19 protein-coding genes are annotated in these 20,634 nt (G+C 38.0%); 13 read left to right on the forward strand and 6 right to left on the reverse strand.

Annotated features, from left to right (window positions below; translation table 11 throughout):
• Nucleotides 1-113 precede the first annotated feature (113 nt).
• From CRS_RS06590 to CRS_RS06630, 9 genes are all read left to right on the forward strand, one after another.
• On the forward strand, nt 114-761 hold the full coding sequence (locus CRS_RS06590; RefSeq protein WP_142723275.1) for a hypothetical protein: 648 nt from the start codon (nt 114-116) through the stop codon (nt 759-761).
• Nucleotides 751-1,260 (forward strand): urease accessory protein UreE, encoded by a 510-nt coding sequence (gene ureE / locus CRS_RS06595; protein ID WP_142723276.1) that lies wholly within the window; start codon nt 751-753, stop codon nt 1,258-1,260. The genes CRS_RS06590 and ureE overlap by 11 nt, the downstream gene beginning before the upstream one ends.
• Before the next feature lies 1 nt (nt 1,261).
• Nucleotides 1,262-1,951 carry an urease accessory protein UreF gene (locus CRS_RS06600; RefSeq protein WP_142723277.1) on the forward strand — a complete coding sequence of 230 codons (690 nt, stop codon included), beginning with the start codon at nt 1,262-1,264 and terminating at the stop codon, nt 1,949-1,951.
• A gap of 135 nt (nt 1,952-2,086) precedes the next feature.
• Nucleotides 2,087-2,725 carry an urease accessory protein UreG gene (gene ureG / locus CRS_RS06605; RefSeq protein WP_002977658.1) on the forward strand — a complete coding sequence of 213 codons (639 nt, stop codon included), beginning with the start codon at nt 2,087-2,089 and terminating at the stop codon, nt 2,723-2,725.
• Nucleotides 2,726-3,514: an urease accessory protein UreD gene (locus CRS_RS06610; RefSeq protein ID WP_142723278.1), complete on the forward strand. Its 789-nt coding sequence runs from the start codon at nt 2,726-2,728 to the stop codon at nt 3,512-3,514.
• A 140-nt stretch (nt 3,515-3,654) separates the two neighbouring features.
• The gene (locus CRS_RS06615; protein ID WP_142723279.1) at nt 3,655-4,356 is read left to right on the forward strand and encodes a hypothetical protein; all 702 of its coding nucleotides are present in this window, start codon (nt 3,655-3,657) and stop codon (nt 4,354-4,356) included.
• 159 nt (nt 4,357-4,515) lie between these two features.
• Nucleotides 4,516-5,409 (forward strand): urea transporter, encoded by an 894-nt coding sequence (locus CRS_RS06620; RefSeq protein WP_142723280.1) that lies wholly within the window; start codon nt 4,516-4,518, stop codon nt 5,407-5,409.
• A gap of 195 nt (nt 5,410-5,604) precedes the next feature.
• The gene (locus CRS_RS06625; protein ID WP_142723281.1) at nt 5,605-7,851 is read left to right on the forward strand and encodes a TonB-dependent receptor plug domain-containing protein; all 2,247 of its coding nucleotides are present in this window, start codon (nt 5,605-5,607) and stop codon (nt 7,849-7,851) included.
• 193 nt (nt 7,852-8,044) lie between these two features.
• A complete protein-coding gene (locus CRS_RS06630; protein WP_142723282.1) occupies nt 8,045-8,935 on the forward strand; it encodes an AraC family transcriptional regulator in 891 nt (296 codons plus the stop codon).
• Between the two features lie 121 nt (nt 8,936-9,056).
• Here the strand turns inward: CRS_RS06630 and CRS_RS06635 are convergent, their stop codons facing one another.
• Both CRS_RS06635 and CRS_RS06645 read right to left on the reverse strand, forming a co-directional pair.
• Nucleotides 9,057-10,163, reverse strand: a complete 1,107-nt coding sequence (locus CRS_RS06635) for a DNA topoisomerase IB (RefSeq protein WP_142723283.1) — start codon at nt 10,161-10,163, stop codon at nt 9,057-9,059.
• Between the two features lie 196 nt (nt 10,164-10,359).
• Nucleotides 10,360-10,794, reverse strand: coding sequence for a DUF6526 family protein (locus CRS_RS06645; protein WP_142723285.1), 435 nt, complete (start codon nt 10,792-10,794; stop codon nt 10,360-10,362).
• A 570-nt stretch (nt 10,795-11,364) separates the two neighbouring features.
• Between CRS_RS06645 and CRS_RS06650 the strand changes: the two genes are divergently transcribed.
• From CRS_RS06650 to CRS_RS06665, 4 genes are all read left to right on the forward strand, one after another.
• Nucleotides 11,365-13,134 (forward strand): aminopeptidase P family protein, encoded by a 1,770-nt coding sequence (locus tag CRS_RS06650; protein ID WP_142723286.1) that lies wholly within the window; start codon nt 11,365-11,367, stop codon nt 13,132-13,134.
• A gap of 447 nt (nt 13,135-13,581) precedes the next feature.
• Nucleotides 13,582-14,148 (forward strand): Crp/Fnr family transcriptional regulator, encoded by a 567-nt coding sequence (locus CRS_RS06655; protein WP_142723287.1) that lies wholly within the window; start codon nt 13,582-13,584, stop codon nt 14,146-14,148.
• Between the two features lie 53 nt (nt 14,149-14,201).
• Nucleotides 14,202-15,224 (forward strand): saccharopine dehydrogenase, encoded by a 1,023-nt coding sequence (locus CRS_RS06660; RefSeq protein ID WP_142723288.1) that lies wholly within the window; start codon nt 14,202-14,204, stop codon nt 15,222-15,224.
• On the forward strand, nt 15,221-15,799 hold the full coding sequence (locus tag CRS_RS06665; RefSeq protein ID WP_142723289.1) for an NAD(P)H-dependent oxidoreductase: 579 nt from the start codon (nt 15,221-15,223) through the stop codon (nt 15,797-15,799). The genes CRS_RS06660 and CRS_RS06665 overlap by 4 nt, the downstream gene beginning before the upstream one ends.
• 88 nt (nt 15,800-15,887) lie before the next feature.
• Here CRS_RS06665 and CRS_RS06670 read toward each other — a convergent pair whose 3' ends face one another.
• The 4 genes from CRS_RS06670 to CRS_RS06685 all read right to left on the reverse strand — a co-directional run bounded on the left by CRS_RS06670 (nt 15,888) and on the right by CRS_RS06685 (nt 20,632).
• Nucleotides 15,888-16,904, reverse strand: coding sequence for a TerC/Alx family metal homeostasis membrane protein (locus tag CRS_RS06670; RefSeq protein WP_142723290.1), 1,017 nt, complete (start codon nt 16,902-16,904; stop codon nt 15,888-15,890).
• Between the two features lie 8 nt (nt 16,905-16,912).
• A complete protein-coding gene (locus CRS_RS06675; protein WP_142723291.1) occupies nt 16,913-18,424 on the reverse strand; it encodes a helix-hairpin-helix domain-containing protein in 1,512 nt (503 codons plus the stop codon).
• 1 nt (nt 18,425) lies between these two features.
• Nucleotides 18,426-19,910 (reverse strand): protein phosphatase 2C domain-containing protein, encoded by a 1,485-nt coding sequence (locus tag CRS_RS06680; RefSeq protein ID WP_228451195.1) that lies wholly within the window; start codon nt 19,908-19,910, stop codon nt 18,426-18,428.
• 83 nt (nt 19,911-19,993) lie between these two features.
• Nucleotides 19,994-20,632, reverse strand: a complete 639-nt coding sequence (locus CRS_RS06685) for a VWA domain-containing protein (RefSeq protein ID WP_142723292.1) — start codon at nt 20,630-20,632, stop codon at nt 19,994-19,996.
• Between the last annotated feature and the right edge of the window lie 2 nt (nt 20,633-20,634).

The raw sequence follows: 20,634 nt of genomic DNA on the forward strand, positions 1-20,634 counted from the left end.
GATAAATTTTAGGAATAAAACCTAACAGGTTTCAAAAACCTGTTAGGTTTATTTAACAACAAAAAAAGATTTATCAGTCCATATTTTAAAACAATTATAGAACTAAGTATAGAATGAAATATTTAAATAAAACAGTTTTTTCTCTTGCCATAGCCGGTATATCTATGCTGTCAGGAAATCTGAATGCTCAGTTTCTGGGCGGGCACAGGCTTAAAAGTGATGAAGACGGACCAAAAGGTCAATTCATGGTTTACGGCTCGTTGGATTACTCAAAAATCACTACACCATCAAGCAGCAGCAGTACCGTTTCCAGTGCACCGCTTGGATTGGGTTATTTTATAAATAATAATGATCTTGTCGGGGTTAATTATGCCTACTCGCAGAATACGGTTGATCACAATGTAGTTTACAAACAGAATGAAGCGGGAATCTGGTATAGTCCTTCATTAATGCTTGGAAAATACTTTGTATTGATAGGGCAGGTAGATGCTCATTATGTTTGGGGACAGCAATTGTCAACAGCGGCTGATGCGATGCAGAACTTTAACGGATTTCGCCTTCGTGCTTATCCCTTGATCGGAATATTACTTGGAGGAGGCTGGGCACTGAAATTCAAATTTGCAGAACTGTCTATGCTTCAAACTAAAACAAAAGAAGAAGGCTGGACGAAAAGCTATATAGCAGGAATCAGTGGTTCAACATTCGGGGTAGGAATCTCCAAAAACTTAGACTTCAGAAAAAAATCCAACAATGATCATTAATCAAATCATAGGCAATCTTGCTGAAAATCCTACGGACAAAACCATAGATTATCTTGATCTGGAATGGTTTGAAACCACCAAAAGAATCCAGCGCAAAAAAACCAGACAGGGAACTGATGTTGCCATCAAATTTCTCAGAGAAGGACAGCGCTTACGTGAAGGAGATATTCTTTTTGAGGATGCAGAAAAAATAATTGCAATCAATGTTCTGGAAACAGAAGCTATTGTTATGTCGCCCACTTCACTGCTTGAAATGGGTACCGTATGTTATGAGATCGGAAATAAACATATTCCGCTTTTCATTCAGAATGATCAAGTATTGCTTCCTTTTGAAATGCCGATGTTCAGATGGCTGGAGGCAAGCGGTTTTAAGCCGGAAAAACAATCTGTGAAACTGCTGAATCTTCTTAAATCCAATGTAGAGCCCCACGGACATGGCAGTCTTGGATCCACAATTTTTACCAAAATCTTAAAAATGGCAGCCCCGAAAGATGAATAGCATGAATATAAATTTTCTGTCAGGTTTGCTTCATTTGGCGGATCCTACACTTCCGATCGGCGGATATACGCATTCCAACGGACTTGAAACCTATGTGCAGGAAAGGATTGTACATAATTTAGCGACCGCGAAAGAATTTGTACAGAATATGCTTCAGTACAACCTTAAATTCAATGATGGAGCTTTTGTAAAACTGGCTTATGAAGCAGCTGGAAAAGGAGATTTACAGGAATTGTTACTTCTTGATAATGAGTGCAACGCTATAAAATGTCCGAAAGAAATCCGCCAGGCCAGTCAGAAATTGGGCCTCAGACTGATTAAAATTTTTAAGAGAAGAGAGAATTTTCCCCTTATGGAAGCATTTGAAAAGGCAGTCCGGCATAAAGAAGCGAACTCCCATTACTGTATTGTGTTCGGGGTGTATGCTTATGTGATGAAAATTCCTTTATACGAAGCACTTTTGGGATTCTATTACACTTCAGTAGCGGGAATGATTACCAATGCTGTAAAACTGGTTCCTCTTGGGCAGCTGGACGGACAGGATATCCTTTTTTCTCTTTACCCTGTGATGGAAAAAACAGCTTTAGAAACGATAGAACTGGACAGAGACATGGTAGGGCTTTGTAATACAGCCTTTGACATCCGATGTATGCAGCATGAGAGATTGTATTCAAGGCTTTATATGTCCTAAAAAGGTAAAAGGTAAAAGGTAAAAGAGCAAATTGGCGAATTGCTCTCTGCTGAGTGAAACGCCCTTGCGATCGAAAAATATTCACAATCGAAAAAACTTAGCGCATATAGCGTTAAAAAATAAAATTTAAATAAAATGGAAAACAGAAAATATATAAAAGTAGGAGTGGCAGGACCTGTAGGGTCAGGAAAAACTGCATTACTGGAACGTTTAAGCAGAAAATTATTCGGGACCTATGACCTTGGAGTCATTACCAATGATATTTATACCAAAGAAGACGCTGAATTTATGGCAAAAAACAGTCTTCTTCCCCACGACAGAATTATCGGGGTAGAAACAGGAGGATGCCCGCACACAGCCATCCGTGAAGATGCGAGTATGAACCTTGAAGCGGTAGATGAGCTGGCAGCGCGTTTCCCGGAAATTGAACTTGTTCTTATTGAAAGTGGAGGGGATAATCTTTCAGCGACATTCAGTCCGGACCTTGCAGACGTTACTATTTTCATTATTGACGTAGCAGAAGGAGAAAAAATCCCTAGAAAAGGAGGACCGGGAATTACAAGATCAGATTTACTGATCATCAACAAAATTGACCTTGCCCCTTATGTAGGAGCCAGCCTTGAGGTGATGGAAAATGACGCCAGAAGAATGAGAAAAGGAAATCCTTTCGTCTTTACCAACCTGAAAACAGATGAAGGACTGGACAAAGTAATAGGTTGGATTAAAAAATATGCTCTTTTAGAAGAAGTTGAAGAACCGAACCTGGTAAGATAAATGGACAGTCATTTAAAAATTATTGCAGGATTCAAGGGAGGAGAATCCTATGTAAAAGATCTTTATGTCTCGCTTCCTTTCAGGGTAGTCTCTGTAGGACAGCGAAAAAATGACAAAAAGCTCTATCAGATGGTAATGAGCTCCTCTCCGGGAATTCTGGATGGAGACCACTATCATCTGGATGTTACCCTTGAAAAAGGGGCCGCGCTTCAGCTGCAGTCACAATCTTATCAAAGGCTTTTCAACATGCAGGACAAAGCGCTTCAGGAACTCTATGTCTCTATGGAAGATGAAACTTCTTTTGCTTACGTTCCTCATCCTATCGTTCCTCACGAAGATTCCAATTTTAAGAGTAAAGCGAAGATTCATATCGGGAACAACAGCCAGATCATCATCAGTGAGATCATTACCTGCGGAAGAAAACATTATGGAGAAGTTTTTAAACTGAAACGTTTTCAGAATGTAATGGAAATCTACCACAACAATAAACTGGTTGTAAAAGATAATGTCTTGATTCAGCCTGATATGATCCCGATCAGCAGCATCGGAAATCTTGAACAGTATACTCACCAGGGAACCCTGATCTTCTACAGTACGAAGGAAAGTGTAGACAAAAACGGGTTGATTGAAAAAATAGTTGAAGCATCCTCACAGCACCATGAACAAATGGAAGTAGGAGTTTCTGCAATGGATGACAATGGTTTTGTAGTAAGAGTTTTGGGACATGGAGGAGAATTGATGTACAACTTCTTCCTGCATATTCAGGAAATCCTTTGGTCTTTAGAATAAAAATTAAAATGATTCTTTATTTAAGTTACAGAGAAAATATTCAATAGAGGCGGGCTTTAGCCCGCAATACTAAAAGATATGCTTCCATTGGCTTTAGCCAAAACTTAATAGAGAACAGAACAGCAATAGATAAATAGAAAATGGACAGTACAGTTTGGGCACTTCTTTTAAGCGCCGTTTCAATAAGTTTTATACACACCGCTTCAGGGCCGGATCATTACCTGCCATTCATAGTGATCTCAAAATCTAAAAAATGGAGCGGAATGAAAACCGCAGTATTAACGGTTGTCTGCGGACTTGGCCATGTATTGAGCTCCCTGATTTTAGGCTTTATCGGGGTTTTTCTCGGTTGGCAGCTGAATAAGATCTCATGGTTTCAGGATATCAGGGGGAACTTCTCAGGATGGGCACTGCTGATTTTCGGAGGCATTTATCTGGTATATGGTCTTATTCAGGCAATCAGAAACAAACCACATAAGCATTTTGATGTGATGGGTGACGATGTGTATGTATATGAACATAATCACAGCGAAATGGTAATGCCTCAAAAAAGAATAAAAGTAACTCCGCTTGTATTGTTTATGATTTTTGTAATGGGACCAAGTGAACCTCTGATTCCCTTATTATTCTATTCAGGGGTAAAACATTCTATGTCTGAAATTGCCATACTGGTAATTTCTTTCACTGCAACTACAGTTTTGACGATGCTTGGAATGGTTCTTCTGGGACGCTATGGATATTCAACATTATTCAATACCGAAAAACTTGAAAGATATATGGGTTTGGTAAGTGGAGCGGTAGTAACCGTTTGCGGAGTGGGAATGGTCTTTCTTGGATGGTAAACGGGGGCCGGGATATGAGTGGTAGAGTTTGAGGGTAAGAGAGTTTGAGAGGGTAAGAGCTTTTAGAGTAAAGTTCTATTTCCTGTTTCTAACCTCTACTACCTTATCCAAATCATCAATACATTTTACATTGTACACAATACATTATACAAAAAAACTATGGACGAATTTTTCAGAAAACTACCTTTTTTAGACAATATATTCAAAGGAATCGGACAGATCATGCTTCAGGAAAACCGGTGGACCGGGCTTCTGTTTCTTATAGGAATCTTCATGGGAAGCTGGCAGTGCGGAGTTGCGGTATTACTTTCAACATCAGCTGGAACTTTCACAGCAATGAAGCTTAAATACAACCCATCTGAAATCAATGCGGGATTCTATGGTTTCAGTGCAGCGCTGGTGGGAGTAGCATTGGCATTTCTTTTCCAAACTACGGTATTGATCTGGATTTTAATCCTATTAGGTGGAGCGTTGGCTGCTGTTATCCAGCATTTCTTTATCCAGAAGGAAATTCCGGTGTTTACTTTTCCTTTCATCATTATTACATGGGTATTGGTTTTTGCATTGCGTCATTTTACCCACATTCCACCTTCTGTCATGTTAAGCAGTGAAGTAGTTCCTACAGAATATGATGACTTTCTAACATGTACCAATGGGTTTGGTGAAGTAATCTTTCAGGGAGGGGTACTTTCAGGAATGATTTTCTTCCTGGCTGTTTTCATCAGTTCTCCGGTAGCAGCGTTATATGGATTAGTCGCATCCATTCTTGGTGCAGGATTATCACAACTGAATGGAGAACCCATCAAAGAAATCCACATGGGATTATTTGGATTCAACGCGGTGCTTTCCGCTATCGTTTTTTCCGGAGTCAGAAAAACAGACGGTCTATGGGTGCTTATTGCAGTTCTTATTACCATTGCCATTGATGATTTCTTAATAGACAATCATTGTCTGGATATCGTTGGCGGAGTATTTACTTTCCCGTTTGTAGCCGGAACGTGGATTACCCTTTTAATTCAGAAGGTATTTCTTAAAGCGAAATCTAATGGTTAGAGAGTGGGAGAGTCGGAGGGTTTGAGAGTTTGAGGGGAGTTTAAGGTTCACATTTAAAGTTCTTTTACGATGATTGACGATTCATTTGTGAAGCAAAATTCACTATTGCTACTCCTCTGACTTCTAACCTCTGGTTTCTAACTTCTAAAATCATTAATACATTATACATTTTACATTGTACAAAAAAAATAAAAAATGAAAATAACAAAAATAGCAGCTGTATTTCTGGTCATGACGTTTGGTGGAAAAATGTCGGCGCAGGAAGCAGAAAAACAGTTGCTGATAAAAGATGCAGATGACAAATTTCCCATTGCGGATGCTTTGGTAAAATATGACAACGGAAACAGCCATACCCATACAGGACCGGACGGCACATTTGCCATTCCTGTAAAATCCCTTCCTGATACCCTTGTGATCAGCCGTCAGGGGTATGATGAGGTAAAATGGGTGGTAACCAATGATGAAGACAAAAATAAAGTTTTTTTTTTACAGCATAAGCCTTTTCAGATTTCCGAAGTAGCGATCAACCACAGTTCATTTCTATCAGCCATTACCAAGGTTGATCTGAATAAATTTCCGGTAAACTCAGCGCAGGATCTGTTGAGAAAAGTTCCGGGACTTTTTATTGCACAACACGCCGGAGGAGGAAAAGCAGAACAGCTTTTTTTAAGAGGATTTGATGCCGATCATGGTACCGATGTAAGTGTAAATGTAGACGGAATGCCTGTGAATATCGTTTCCCATGCCCACGGACAGGGATATTCTGACCTGCATTTTGTGATTCCTGAAACGGTAAATAATATCGATTTCGGAAAAGGAGCTTATTATATAGACCGTGGGGACTTTAATACGGCGGGGTATGTGGATTTTCAGACGTACAACGGTTTGAAAAACAGCATGATTAAACTGGAAGGAGGTTCTTTCAATTCAAAAAGAGTATTGGGAATGTTCAATATTCTGCATGATGATCTCGGAAGAAAAAATGCATATGTAGCAGCAGAATACAATTATACAGACGGCCCTTTCGATGTGAAACAGAATTTTAACAGAGTTAATATTTTCGGAAAATACAATCAATGGCTTACGGATAACGATTATTTCAACATTCAGTTTTCAACATTCAACTCTTCCTGGAATGCTTCAGGACAGATCCCGGAACGTGCCGTAGATGAAGGAATTATTGGAAGATGGGGAAGTATAGATCCGACTGAAGGAGGAAAAACTTCAAGAACAAACCTTCAGATGAATTTTAAGCATCTTATTTCTCCTTCCGAACAGATTGATGCTATGGCATTTTATTCAAAGTATGATTTCAATCTGTATTCTGACTTCACCTTTAATTTAAAAGACAAAGACCATGGGGATGAAATCCAGCAGACCGATGGAAGGAATATCTACGGAGCCGAAGTAAAATATACCAAAACTTTTTCCTTGGCAAACAGTTCTTTAAACTGGACTTCAGGAATAGGCCTGAGAAATGATGATATTAATACTCTGCAGCTTAATCATGTATATCACAGAGATATGCTGCTTGACAGATTATCAGACGTGACGGGAACAGAAACCAATCTTCATGCTTATTCAGGGATAGTATGGAAAACCGGAAAATGGACGATCAACCCGGCTTTGAGAGTAGATCATTTTATTTTCAATCTGCATAATCTGCTGGATGCCGAACTGCTGCCATCAGGACAGTCAAAAGAAGCAACAAGACTGAGTCCAAAACTGAATTTCTCCTATGCTCAGAATGACAATGTGATGTGGTTCCTGAAAACAGGAATGGGCTTTCATTCCAATGACCTGAGAGTGGTTGTTCCCAATAAGAATGAAAATACCCTTCCATACTCTATCGGAGCAGATTTTGGGGTGAGGTTGCATCCATTCAAATCACTGATTATTACACCAGCATTATGGTATATGGATCTGCAGCAGGAATTCGTGTATGTAGGAGATGATGCTGTGGTAGAGCCTTCAGGGAAATCAAGACGTTTCGGGGTAGATCTTGGAGTTCGTTTCCAGCCTTTGGAAAACTTTTATCTGAATGCAGATATCAATTATTCCCATGCCCGATTTACTGAAGAAGAAAAAGGACAGGATTATGTTCCGCTGGCGCCGGTAGTTACCAGCACAGGATCGGTAAACTGGGATTTCCTGAATGGCTTTTCTTTGGGGCTTCAGTACAGATATCTGGGAGCAAGGCCCGCCGTGGAAGATAACAGCATCAGAACCAAAGCCTATTTTGTGAATGATCTGATGCTCTCTTATAACCGACAGAAATGGGGTGCCAATCTTCAGGTCAATAACCTTTTCAACGTAAAATGGAACGAAGCCCAGTTTGCCACCGAAACTCAGCTGAAAGGAGAAGCAGAACCTGTTACAGATCTTACCTATACGCCCGGAAGTCCTTTTGGAGTGAGAGTAGGGGTGTATTATAAGTTCTAGTGTATAATGTATAATGTATAATGTATAATGTATAATGTATAATGTAGCGACGGTAAATTGTTTTCTGGATTAAAAATAAAAACGATGGTTCAGATAATGTCATTCTCATACATTGTACATTTTACATCCGACATTGTACAAAAACCTCCCAATAATACAATTTCAGTATTAAATTTGTAATAATCAATTCATTATGGAAGTATTATCCAATTTTCAATACAAGAAGCTCTTTCTTCCGAATATTACGGAAAAAATATTGGCCAACAATGCTGATATACAGCTGTACCGGATAGAAAATTATCTTAAAGGAATTCTGATGCCGGTAATTCCGTACCGTACAACTTTCAATTTTATTATTTTCGTTACCAACGGTCACATCAGGCAATACCTTGAAAATAAAGAATACCATGCTGAAAAAGGGGGCGTGATCTTTATCAAACAGGGGACAATCACGGCAACTGTTGAATTATCCGATGATATTGAAGGTTTCTTCCTTGCTTATGAAAATAATATTCTGTCTGAACAGGAACTGCCCAAACATAAAAGCAGTATTTTTTTCATGACACCCTTCCTGAATCTTGACAGCCTGACATACGGAACCATTACCCAGCTTCTTCCCATCATGGAACAGGAATTATGGCTGAATAACCTTAATACCAATGACGTAGTGGTAACGATGCTTCATCTCATATTGATCAAAATGCTGAGCACAGATTCTGATACTCACCATAAATCGGCAACACGCCCAATGGAGTTGTCCCTGCAGTTCCGGGATTTACTCTTTAAATATCATGTAGGAGAAAAGAGAGTGGCATTTTATGCTGATAAACTGTCTGTAACGGAAAGTTATCTGAACAAATGTGTGAAAGGTGTTACCCAAAAATCCCCGAAACAGTGGATCAACGAGATTGATATCAATTACAGTAAAGCATTGCTACACTCCAGCAAAGATATTGCAGAAATTGCCTACGAACTGAACTTTCATACTGCCTCCCACTTTACCCAGCTTTTCAAAAAGATTGCAGGCATAACCCCTAAGGAATACAGAATACAGTTTTTGAATAATAATAGGATTTCCGTTTGATATGAAAAATAATTAAATATCAATGGTCAATTTTGCTTCGCAAGTGAATAGTCAATTGGTTAATGAAGTACAGAATAAAAAATTCACTGCGAAGCAAATTCACTATTGATTGAAAAACTTACTACATCCTCTCATTTTCCAGGATTTTCAGAACCAGCCTTTCTTCCTTTGTAAGATCAGCTTTTCCGTCATTTTCTTCAATAACTTCCAGTTCGTCAAGATACTTTTTGATCGTATTGTTTTCGTAAAGGTTGATCACTAAAGGATGAACGTAATACTTTCTGCAGACGGCCGACGTATTCCCCAGATTTTCTGCAACGATGTCCAGAGCTTCTTTTACTTTCTTTTTATACTGAGTGTCATTTTCGGCATACCCGATTTCCCTGAAGGCGATCAAAGCACTTACCGTTCCGGACCATGTCCTGAAGTCCTTAGCTGTAAAATCCTCACCACTGATCTCTTTGATATACTCATTTACCATACCGGAATCTACAGAATGGCGGTTTCCTTCATCATCAAAATATTGAAAAAGCTCTTTACCGGGAATATCCTTACATTTCTGAATGAGCCTTGCCAATCTTTTACTCCGGAGATCAACATGGTGCATGACTCCCTTCTTTCCTTTAAAAGAAAAAGTGATCTTTTGCCCTTTCACCTGTACATGTTTGTCTTTTAATGTAGTGAGCCCGAAAGAACCATACAGTTTTTCATAGACATTATTGCCGATACGGATATTGGTTCTCTGCATGAGACTGACAATTAAGGCAAGGATTTTTCGCTTTTCAAAATTTCTCAGCGCAAGATCCTGCTCTACATGCAGGCGGATATTGGGTAATGAATATCCGAACTGAAGCATGCGGTAAAATTTTGTGTGATTTCTCAGAGCGCTCCAGAGAGGATGGTAACGGTATTGTTTTCTTTTTTTGACATCAAAACCTGTTGCCTGAAGATGTCCGTTTTCCAGCGCACAGATCCATACATTTTCCCAGGCGGGCGGAATGACCAGTTTATTAATCCTGGTGATTTCCTCTTTGTCTTTTATTTTTTCACCATCCCTGTAATAGGAATATTTCTTTCCTGTTTTCTTACGGGTAATTCCGGCGGTCTCTGCATCGGTGGTATATACAAGATGTACCGCCTTTGCAGAAGCTTCCGGATCCTTCATGATCTTAACAATTTTTGAAGGTTTCAGATGAGAAATGATTTCCAGGTCTGTATTCTTCTCCATAAAGCATGGTTAAGAGTTTTTACCCCTCGAAAAAATCAGTAAAAGAATCCCTACTATTACACAGACTAAGAGAATTCCCCACCACATTCCAGCCTTAAAAATTGTTTCTACGGCCTCACAGCTTGTCAATGTCAACAAGCTTAATATCATTATACTGTATAAGCTTAATTTTTTCATAGTAGTATATTTTGTGATGTTAAACTCTTAAATGATCAGCTCTCCATTTTTTGATAGATCTTTTAATTTCATCTCCTGAGATGTTTTCATGAAGTGCCTTGTATAAAAGCTCTTTGAACTCGTCATAAGCAAATCTTAAGGCAGCAATCTGGTCGAATTTCAATTTTTCAACCGTTTCATCCGATCTTATATTGAAGATTTCAAAATACCGTTGCTGAAATTCAAGAACCACTATCCGGTTTTGCAGTCCCAGTGCATAATGCTGCCGAGTCATAAATGCAAGGTAGAAAAGCAGAAAAATTACAATAGAAAACAGGAGCCAGATCAACTGATTTTCCGGGTCATTCCAGATTCTATAAATTCCGAAAATCTCCAGTAGGATCAATATCGGAAGATAAATAAAGTGATGTGGCGGATAAAATTTCCTGTGGTTACTGTAGTTTTGCTGTTTCATAAGGTAGCATGCAGCAATAATCTTTCCAAAATTTATTATTTTGATAATAAATCAACATTTGTGGTATGTTTAGTTTGTCTATTTTACCTTCTTTGTATTGATATTCTTTGTTGTAAATTTATATTGTTTGTATTTCAATATTTAAATATGCTTTCAGTGATTACGAAAGTCAAAGTTTGTATCTGATTTATTTAATATGGCATTGATGTTCAAGTGATCAATCTTCTCAATAAAGTTGTTAAACTTTACAAAACCACAAAAGTCACAAAAGGGTTTCATTTTAAACACTTGAGTTCTATTAAGTAAGTTTAAAATGAAACTGAAGAAAAGTTCACATAAGATGAAAATCAAAGATTTTACAAAACTTAAGTGCACTTATTATACATAAACCTTGACTCTAAAAAGCTTAAGTGTTTAAAACTTTTGTGGTTAAAAATAATGAATATAAAAGTTGAAACAGCTTCAATAAGAAGTCCTTTAAAAATAACAGATTATTAAGCAAAATAGCCTGTTAATTTCATCTTCAGACTTTAAATTTTTCGTAACTTTCGGTGGTTAAAAAAGAAAAGAATGACTTCAAAGGAAAAAGTTGCTGCGCTTCGTGAAGAAATGCAGAAAAATAATGTTGATGCATTTATTGTATATTCTGCAGACCCGCATATGAGCGAATACCTTCCCGAAGAATGGCAGGAAAGAGCTTGGTTGTCAGGTTTCCTTGGTTCTGCCGGTTTTGTGGTGGTTACCAAAGACAAAGCCGGACTCTGGACAGACGGAAGGTACTTTACACAAGCTGCTATCGAGCTGGAAGGTTCCGGAATTGACCTTTTCAAAGACGGTATGGAAGGAACCCCTAATTATATCGACTGGATTATTTCAGAAATTCCTTCAGGCAGTAAAGTGGCTGTAAATGCTTTGGCTGCTTCTAATGCCAACTGGGAACTGCTTTCTCAAAAATTTAATTCAAAAAATATTACCCTGATAGATCTTCCGCTTTTAAAACAAGTCTGGAAAGACAGAGGAACACCATCTGCTAACCCTATTTTTGTACATCCTGTAGAAAGAGCCGGTAAATCTGTATCGGATAAAATTGCTGCTATCCGTCAGAAAATGGAAGAGCAGGAGGCTACCGTACACATCATATCAAGTCTGGATGATGTCGCATGGACATTGAACCTCAGAGGAAGTGATGTAGACAGCAACCCTGTTTTTTTAGGATATATTGTAATCACTAAAAATGATGCTGTTTTATTTACAGGGCTGGAAAAAATGGAAGTAGCGGCTAGAAAACAAATGGATGATGCCTTTGTGAAAATGATGCCTTATGAAGAATTTTACAATTATCTGAAGAATTTCAAAAATGAAAAAGTACTGGTTTCTCCAAACAGCAACCAGCAGATTTTTGAAACATTAAAGACGGAGAACCAGTTTATCAAAGCTCCGGTTCCCGGTAACCTGATGAAAGCCCAGAAAAATGAAGCTGAGTTGGAAGGTTTCAGAAAAGTGATGGTAAGAGACGGTGTGGCTATGGTAAAATTCCTTTACTGGTTAACACACAATGCGGGAAAAGAAGCCATGAACGAATATTCTATCGGTGAGAAACTGAGAGGCTTTCGTGCAGAAGGAGAAAATTTTGTAGGAGAAAGTTTCGGTTCCATTGTAGGATATAAAGATAACGGTGCCATCATGCATTATTCTGCCAAAAAAGAAGGAAGCAAAGAAGTAACCAATGAGGATACTATTCTTGTAGATTCAGGAGGTCAGTACCTTGAAGGAACTACAGATATTACAAGAACTTTCGCTTTAGGAACCCCTTCGGAGGAATTTAAAAGAAACTCAACATTGGTATTACAGGGATTGATCCGTTTATCAATGGTGAAATTCCCGAAAGGAACAAAAGGTGTACATTTAGATGCCATCGCAAGACTTCCGTTATGGATGGAAGGAAAAGACTTTAATCACGGAACCGGACACGGAGTAGGAAGTTTCATGAATGTACACGAAGGTCCGCAGAACATCAGAAAAGATCTGAACCCTCAGGAACTTCTTCCGGGAATGGTGCTGTCCAATGAGCCTGGATACTATCTTGAAGGACATTACGGAATCCGTCATGAGAACCTTATTGCTGTAAAAGAAGCAGAAAAAACGATTCATGGAACATTCTATGAGTTTGAAACTCTAACATTCTGCCCATTCTTTAAAGATACGGTAGTAAAAGAAATCCTTTCAGAAAGCGAAATCGCGTGGTTAAATAGCTACCACAAAAGCTGTGAAGAAAAACTGGCTCCTTATCTGGAGGGAGAAGTTAAAGAATGGTTCCTGCAACTGGTAAGCCCTCTTTAAAATAAATAAAAATTAAAATCTGTTGATAATCAGTGGTTTAAATTTTCATTTTAACTGTTAAACAGAATAATTGTTAGATAAACCAAAGTCCTGTAGGGTATTTCCTGCAGGGCTTTTCTTTTTATGCAACCGTATTTTTACGGATATAATTCTAGGGATTACCCTGATGTAAAAAAAATAGGGCTGCCCTATATTTGTATCAACAAAACATCATTCATATCTTCATAAATAACTCAAGTAAATTCAAAACGGTAGATCATCTCGTCCTGAGATGATTTTTTTTTATATTAATCAAAAATTATAGTGGGTAAGCTCAAAACAATTCATGAAATTGATGCGGTCTTTACCATAATTCTGCAAAAATTAAAACTTTGTGTTGATCCGGTATGGAACCTCCGTCTTTTTATCTATTTTCGTAATTCATTAGAAACATCCTTATTTAAAAAAATGATACGTGATTACTTTCGAAGCTTTAATCTCTTTTCAGAAGATGAAATTGAAGAGTTCCTACAGCTTTTCGAAATCCGAAGGCTGAATAAAAATGACTATTTTGTGCAGGAAGGTGAAAGATGTAGGGAAGTAGCGTTTATCAACTCAGGAATCTTCCGGTCTTTCTATACTTCTGATAACGGAAAAGATATGACCTATTGTTTCAAATTTCCCAATATGATGATTGCTGCTTACTCATCATTTATTTCAGGATGTCTTAGTAAAGAAAGCATTCAGGCGATTACTGATGTAGAATTGCTGATTCTGAAAAAAGAAAAAATGGATCTCCTGGTAAAGGATGCTCTGAACTGGACTCAGTTTTTAAAAATCATTGCTGAGCAGGAATATCTCGAACTTGAAACCCGTTTTTTTCAGCTTCAAAGGGATAATGCAGTGCAACGGTATGAAGCGTTATTAAAGAATCAGCCTGATTATATTCAGAAAATCCCACTGCAATATCTGGCCTCCTATCTTGGCATCACACAGCGTCACCTTAGCCGTATCCGAAAGGAAATTTCTTTTTAGACATTTGTCCTGTCTGTTAAAACAGATGCGCTATACTTTTGTCAAAAAAAGTTATGGAGCAAAATATTTTAATTATCGGAGGAAACGGGTTGGTAGGCAAAACAATTTCCCGAATCCTGAAATCAAGAAATCCTCATCTTACTGTTTTTATCGGAGGCCGAAAAGGAGGAAAAACAGATAAAGATCTGAGAATTGATATTACAGATCCTTCTTCTTTTAAAGTGATTTCTGACAAAAAAATAAATCTCATCATTCTTTCCGTCAATGATAAAGAGGATCATGTTCTTCGTTTCGCTATTGATCATCAGATAGATTATCTGGATATTACGAAGCCTACCCCGGCCTTGGTGAAAGCCTATAATATTGCCGGAAAAGCGGAAGTGAACAGCAGAATTGTCTTCAGTTCAGGCTGGATGGGCGGTATTGTCCCCGGGTTGGTTAATATCTTGTCTGATTCAGGGGATATTAATGAAGTAAAACTCTTTGTCTACTATTCCGTGAAAGACCTGGCAGGGGAGAGTTCTGCGCATTTTATGGCGGAAAACGTAGCGGTACCTTTTGTGCATTATAAAAATGATAAACCGGTTTCTATCAGGCATTTTTTAGATACTGAAGCTTTTAATTTTTCTTTTGGAATAGGGAGGAGAAGTGCATATAATTTTGATGTGCCTGATTTGTACATTCTCAACAAAGTGGAAAGAATTTCTGATGTTAACGTAAAAATGACCTATAATTCAAAATTCATTACCTGGCTTTTGGGGGCATTTCAATACTTAAGAATTTATAATATACTGTCTTTAAAGGAGAGAAAAATGATTTTCGGGTCGAGTGGAAACGGTGACCAGTCAGTCTTTGAAATTGTAGTTGATGATCAGGCTGGACAAAAGAAGCTGAGTTTGCAGAGCTTAAAAGGACAGGCAGAACTTACTGCTCTATCTGCTGTTCTGCATACCGAAGAACTGTTGAGAAATCCTCATGAAAATAAGGTCTATTTCAGCCATCAGCTGCATGAGCCTTTATCATTACTGGCACAGCTTAATGCCTATGATTCTATCAATATCAATGTGACATCATGAAAAAAATAGCAATTATCAACGGACATCCCCATAAAGATTCCTTCAATTTTGGAGTTGCGGAAGCTTATAAGTCGGGAGCTGTAGCATCAGGAGCCGAAGTCAGGGAAATTGTGATCCGGGATTTAGATTTCAATCCCAATCTGCAGTTTGGATACCGGAAAAGAATGGAACTTGAACCGGATTTGGTGAAAGCCTGGGAAATTATACAATGGGCAGATCATCTGGTTTGGGTACATCCTGTGTGGTGGGGAGGATTTCCAGCCATTATGAAAGGATTTATAGACCGGTTATTTTTACCCGGAATGGCTTATAAATACCGGGAAAATTCCGTGTGGTGGGATAAACTGCTAAAAGGAAAAACAGCTCACATCCTTACAACATTGGACCAGCCGGGATGGTATTACCGTTTGTTTTTCGGAAGACCCAGTGTCAATCAGCTTAAAAAATCCATCCTGGAATATTGTGGAGTAAAACCCATTAAACTGACTTACATCGGTATCATCCGGAATTCGAAGGATGAGCAGCGAAATCAGTGGCTGAGAAAGGTGAAGGACTTGGGGAGAAATTTAAAGTGAGTTTTGATTTAGTCCATTAAACTATTGAAAAAATGTAATCTTTAATGGATACAACATTTTTTCAATAGTATTTTTATTATCTGTCAGTTTAAGTTGTTGCTTCTTTCTGGGGAAAAAGAAGAGACATAAGAACTGATAGAATGAGTATTCCGGCGACAATTCCCAAAGATATGGGCGATGGAATATGAACCCAGGGAGATATCAGCATTTTAACGCCAATGAAGCTTAAGATAACAGCCAGCCCGTAAGGCAGTTTGCTGAACATATGAATGAAATTTGCAAGTAAGAAATACAACGATCTTAAGCCCAGAATGGCAAAAATATTAGAGGTATAGAGAATAAAAGGATCTTTTGAAATAGCAAAAATAGCAGGAATGGAATCCACTGCGAATAAAACGTCAGTAAACTCAATAACAGCTACTACAATCAGGAGGGGAGTAGCCATTTTAATGCCGTTCTGAATGGTGAAAAATTGATCACCGGCATAGTTGTCAGAAACTTTCCAGCATTTTTTTATAAGTTTTGCACCAGCAGTATTACTGAAATCTTTTTCATCCTCATCATCTCCTTCTCCCCACGATTTGACTCCGGCATATATCAGAAATAGACCAAACAGCGTCATTACAATGTTGATCTGTACTGCTTTACCGAATATATGTGTCTCAGGGAGATAAGTTAACTGTATGATTCCGATACCAGCAAATATAAATAGAGCTCTGAAAATTAAAGCTCCAATAATTCCCCAGAACAATACTTTATGATGCAGATATTTGGGTACTTTAAAAAAGCTGAAAACAAGGATGAAAACAAACAGATTATCTACGGAAAGTGCTTTCTCTATCCAATAGGCAGCCTGGAACTGTGTGAATTTTTCAAAGGCCAGTGCATTGCCTCCTTCATCCTGATTGAATATCCAGTAGATAATACCTGAAAAAACCATTGATAGTGAAATCCATATGACTGACCATACTGTTGCTTCTTTAGTGGAAACTTCATGGGCTTTTCTGTTAAAAACACCCAGATCCAGCAACAGCATTATCATAATAAGTAATGCAAAGCCGATGATAAGTCCTGGATGTAAATCTATAATATTTTGTTGATCCATAATAAGAATTAATTATGAGTTAAAGTAATATACATAAGCCTTCCTCCTTCTTCGTCTGAAAGCATAATCTTCTTTCCGTCCCTGATTTCGACCATCGAATTAACGGGGATAACCTTATTCTCAGACAGATCTTTCATGGAAGGCATTCCCTGATTGACGAGCATCCATTTGTTTTGGTAAAATGTAAAATAACCTACGGGTTTTTTATCTTCCGGGGTGAGACTTTCATTCCGGATTACTTTCCTGGACGCATGCCATTTAAAAAGATATTGATTATGGTATACCATCAGTCTGTGATTCTCAGGTTTCCATACATTATCTTTAAATTTATAATACAGATCAATAACGGGTAAACTTCCTTTGTGAGGGGTGCCGCAAAAAGGGCATTTGGGAGCAGAGGTATTGTCAAAGACATACCATTTTTCATCACAATCCGGATTGCTGCAGGGTTGTATCAGGTCTACTGTTTTCAGAAGAGCTGTTTCCCATTCATTGGCAATGGGTCTTAGAATAGGATTGTGCAAACCATCGATAAACGCTTTTTTAAAGAGTTCTGTCAGATAAGGTCCCGTAATGGTAAAAGGTGATTTCTTAGGGTCTCCCCAGAATATATTCCACTTTTTGAGATGATCTGTTTTTACACGATTAATAGGATTTTCAGGATGTTCTATAAAAACAGCTTTTTCTCCCATAGCCAATATTTCATCCTTTTCAGCATCGAGATCCCAGATTTTTCCTCCCCTGAAAGGATGTCTCCTTAATAAATACATATAGATCAGCACAGGAAGGGCATGAAGATCTGTTTTTTGATTGGGAAGAATCCTGTTTGGATCTCCGATATTCAAATGTTTGGTTTTTAAAACTTCGGGAGCTATAAAATCTGCAGTCCCTATTACTTTGGGAGGAATAAGTCCCGGTACTACCAGACCATCAATATCTATGATGCATGCTGATTTTGTGACAGGATCTACAAGTACATTATTATAGGAAAGATCAGAATGGGCCAGTCCCATTTGATGCATTTTTTTTACCCCTCTGGAAATATTGATGGCAATCTGAAAATAGCTTAACCAATCTCCCAGTTCAGAACGGTCAAGGGATAAAGGATATTGTTTGTTTCTGAAGGAAGGGGTTGTAAACCATTTTCCAACTTTTTCACCATTTTTGATCGTTTCATTGGCTGTATATCCTTTTTTAAAGAAAAATTTACCATTATAGAAAGGAACGATGACTCCCCATTTTCCATTTTTTTCAACTGCATCATAGGGCCATCTGTAGATTTCATCTAAAAAATATTCAGATGAATTTCCGTTTTTGATATTGTTGTGGTATAAGGTGACAATTTTCTTGATACTTTCTTTATGGTTGAAATCTATAAAATCACGAAAGAAAGCGACTGCATATTTTTTGTCTGGTGAAAAATAGACATCTTTTACGCCTCCCACTTTAGGATTACCATCATCTACGTATTCGTAAATTTTTGATGGATCAATGACTGATTTTACTTTTATAATATTCATCTCAGTAAATTATAGCAAGTGTTCTGTCGTCGTGATTCCCTTTGCTCCAAAAGTCCATCCAATGAAGGAGTTGGGATTCAATATCAGAGTCTTCTTCAAAGTCAACTTTCACCAGCTCTTCATTCTCCCCATCAAGATCTCTTAGAAATTCTTTCCAATTGTCAATGTTTTCCAATTTACTTTCTACCAGGAATTTAGGATCATATATTCCATCTGTCATCAGGAATAATTTTGAGAAATCTTCAAAACAGTTGATGCCAAAGCGTGCTCCCATATCCGGGCTTGAAAATATTTCTGCCATGGTAATAAAACGGGTGGCGCCTCCTACGTCACCTACATCAAGAAAGTTTAAAAGTTGTACTTTTTCATGCTGATCAGTCATGATATTGATAGGACAGTCACCCACTCCAAAACTAAGTATCACATAGCCGAAATCAAATTTTTTTATCAGGGCAAAGATGATGGTAGTATTGAGGTCTTTGATAGGTATATTCTCCTGGCCGGCAAAATTTTTAAGCTCATGATGAAGATTTCTTACATTTTTGTAAAGAATATTGATGATGGCTGATTTTTTTTGCAGTCTGTAGTCCTCATCCAAATTTTCGTTTTTATCTTTATTCTCTTGCGGAATATCATCAATGGTATTTTGGGGTTCCGTTTTTTCTGGATCTTTTACTGAGTGCTCACTGAAAAAATCAATGATGTGTTCAGAAAGCTGCTGCAGCACTTCAGTATCATCAAAACTTCTTGTGATATATTCGGTTGCTATTTTTGAACCCATTCGTGCATATTGGGCAGATCCCGCCCCATCAGCTACGGCAATGACAGCCCAGTTGTCAGGTAATTCAAGCAGATGAAAATCATCATCTCTGAATGTCCCTGCATGGGCGTGTGAACGGCCTCTTTTTGAAGCAATCACAATTTTTTTATCCAGAAATTTTGCAGACAGGGTAGAAGTATCTGATTTGGCAAATCTACTGCCTTTATCACTGGGTTTATCTATCCAAAGATCTTTTGGATCTGCATTGACTACAAATGGAATGATTTTAATGTCATCTGTTTCATTTTTGTCATTTCTGTTATAAAATACAATTTGAATATCAATAGTATTAGCCATCATGGGAGTTCCTGTAATACAAGATTTTTCATGATCAAACTGCAGTCCTGCGATATCCAGATTTTTAATTTCACGGATAACTATATTCGGAAATTCACCTGTATTGAATGAATACTGATATTCTTTTTTTGCATTGGCATTGGGAATAGCAATATATTTTTCTTTAAACTCCTCTTTATCTCTGTACATATTGAAGATTTCTAAAACCTGTTTTTTTATTGAATGCATTGACTTTTCAAGGTCACTTACTTTTGCATTTTGCATGAGTTTGGAGATCGTGGTTTCTACAATCTTATTTTCTTCAATCTCAAAATCTTTTAAAATGTCTTTTAAAAATGTTTCCATATTATTCTCATGTTCTGTTTCCATCAAATCCATCTTTTGAAATTCAATTCCGGATTTTTTCTGTTTTTTCAATGATGCTGAAATGTCAGTAAGACCATCGTTATATTTTATACAATAATATTGAGCTCTGCTGGTGGTGGAGGCAATACCATCGTTTCTCCGGTTCCCTGAGATTTCCCACCCATTTCAATGGAAGTGCTTACCCACTTAAAGAAAGTAGCCAGTGTACCGGCATCCGTAGATTCAAGTTTAACAACATGACTGGTAAGTTCCTGTAAAAAACTTATTTCTGCTTCAGGGCCGGCAGCACAACCTACAATAACTCCGAAATCAAGTTTTTTAACGCTGGGAATTATTTCTCTGTACTTTTGAATATCAGATGGTTTCCCATCCGTAAAAACAAAGAGTAAAGGCTTCCAGTCCCCTTTACGGACCAGGGAGCCTTTTACAATTTCTTTACTGACAAGATTACACATCATGGCAAGAGCTTCCCCGGTATGCGTGGGGCCGCTGTCCGGACATGTTATTTCTACAGGCTGATAACTTGCAAGATCAACAAGAGGCACCATATTGTTCACTTCACGATTGTAAGTGATAACACTGATATGAAGAGATTCCATTGCTTGCGGATCTGACCGAAGCATACTGATAAGCCCGTTGAAACCATTATTAAGTGCCTGTATCGGTTCTCCTCTCATTGAGCCGGAAGTATCCAACAGGAAGTAAGCCAATAATCTTCTGTTCATAT

It is taken from the genome of Chryseobacterium sp. ON_d1 (assembly GCF_006829085.1).
Lineage (GTDB): Bacteria > Bacteroidota > Bacteroidia > Flavobacteriales > Weeksellaceae > Chryseobacterium.

What these genes read in the sequence shown, in the direction of transcription:
- CRS_RS06590 (WP_142723275.1), top strand. Translation starts at nt 114, where the DNA reads ATGAAATATTTAAATAAAACAGTTTTTTCTCTTGCCATAGCCGGTATA.
- ureE (WP_142723276.1), top strand. Translation starts at nt 751, where the DNA reads ATGATCATTAATCAAATCATAGGCAATCTTGCTGAAAATCCTACGGAC.
- CRS_RS06600 (WP_142723277.1), top strand. Translation starts at nt 1,262, where the DNA reads ATGAATATAAATTTTCTGTCAGGTTTGCTTCATTTGGCGGATCCTACA.
- ureG (WP_002977658.1), top strand. Translation starts at nt 2,087, where the DNA reads ATGGAAAACAGAAAATATATAAAAGTAGGAGTGGCAGGACCTGTAGGG.
- CRS_RS06610 (WP_142723278.1), top strand. Translation starts at nt 2,726, where the DNA reads ATGGACAGTCATTTAAAAATTATTGCAGGATTCAAGGGAGGAGAATCC.
- CRS_RS06615 (WP_142723279.1), top strand. Translation starts at nt 3,655, where the DNA reads ATGGACAGTACAGTTTGGGCACTTCTTTTAAGCGCCGTTTCAATAAGT.
- CRS_RS06620 (WP_142723280.1), top strand. Translation starts at nt 4,516, where the DNA reads ATGGACGAATTTTTCAGAAAACTACCTTTTTTAGACAATATATTCAAA.
- CRS_RS06625 (WP_142723281.1), top strand. Translation starts at nt 5,605, where the DNA reads ATGAAAATAACAAAAATAGCAGCTGTATTTCTGGTCATGACGTTTGGT.
- CRS_RS06630 (WP_142723282.1), top strand. Translation starts at nt 8,045, where the DNA reads ATGGAAGTATTATCCAATTTTCAATACAAGAAGCTCTTTCTTCCGAAT.
- CRS_RS06635 (WP_142723283.1), bottom strand. Translation starts at nt 10,163, where the DNA reads ATGGAGAAGAATACAGACCTGGAAATCATTTCTCATCTGAAACCTTCA.
- CRS_RS06645 (WP_142723285.1), bottom strand. Translation starts at nt 10,794, where the DNA reads ATGAAACAGCAAAACTACAGTAACCACAGGAAATTTTATCCGCCACAT.
- CRS_RS06650 (WP_142723286.1), top strand. Translation starts at nt 11,365, where the DNA reads ATGACTTCAAAGGAAAAAGTTGCTGCGCTTCGTGAAGAAATGCAGAAA.
- CRS_RS06655 (WP_142723287.1), top strand. Translation starts at nt 13,582, where the DNA reads ATGATACGTGATTACTTTCGAAGCTTTAATCTCTTTTCAGAAGATGAA.
- CRS_RS06660 (WP_142723288.1), top strand. Translation starts at nt 14,202, where the DNA reads ATGGAGCAAAATATTTTAATTATCGGAGGAAACGGGTTGGTAGGCAAA.
- CRS_RS06665 (WP_142723289.1), top strand. Translation starts at nt 15,221, where the DNA reads ATGAAAAAAATAGCAATTATCAACGGACATCCCCATAAAGATTCCTTC.
- CRS_RS06670 (WP_142723290.1), bottom strand. Translation starts at nt 16,904, where the DNA reads ATGGATCAACAAAATATTATAGATTTACATCCAGGACTTATCATCGGC.
- CRS_RS06675 (WP_142723291.1), bottom strand. Translation starts at nt 18,424, where the DNA reads ATGAATATTATAAAAGTAAAATCAGTCATTGATCCATCAAAAATTTAC.
- CRS_RS06680 (WP_228451195.1), bottom strand. Translation starts at nt 19,910, where the DNA reads ATGGAAACAGAACATGAGAATAATATGGAAACATTTTTAAAAGACATT.
- CRS_RS06685 (WP_142723292.1), bottom strand. Translation starts at nt 20,632, where the DNA reads ATGAACAGAAGATTATTGGCTTACTTCCTGTTGGATACTTCCGGCTCA.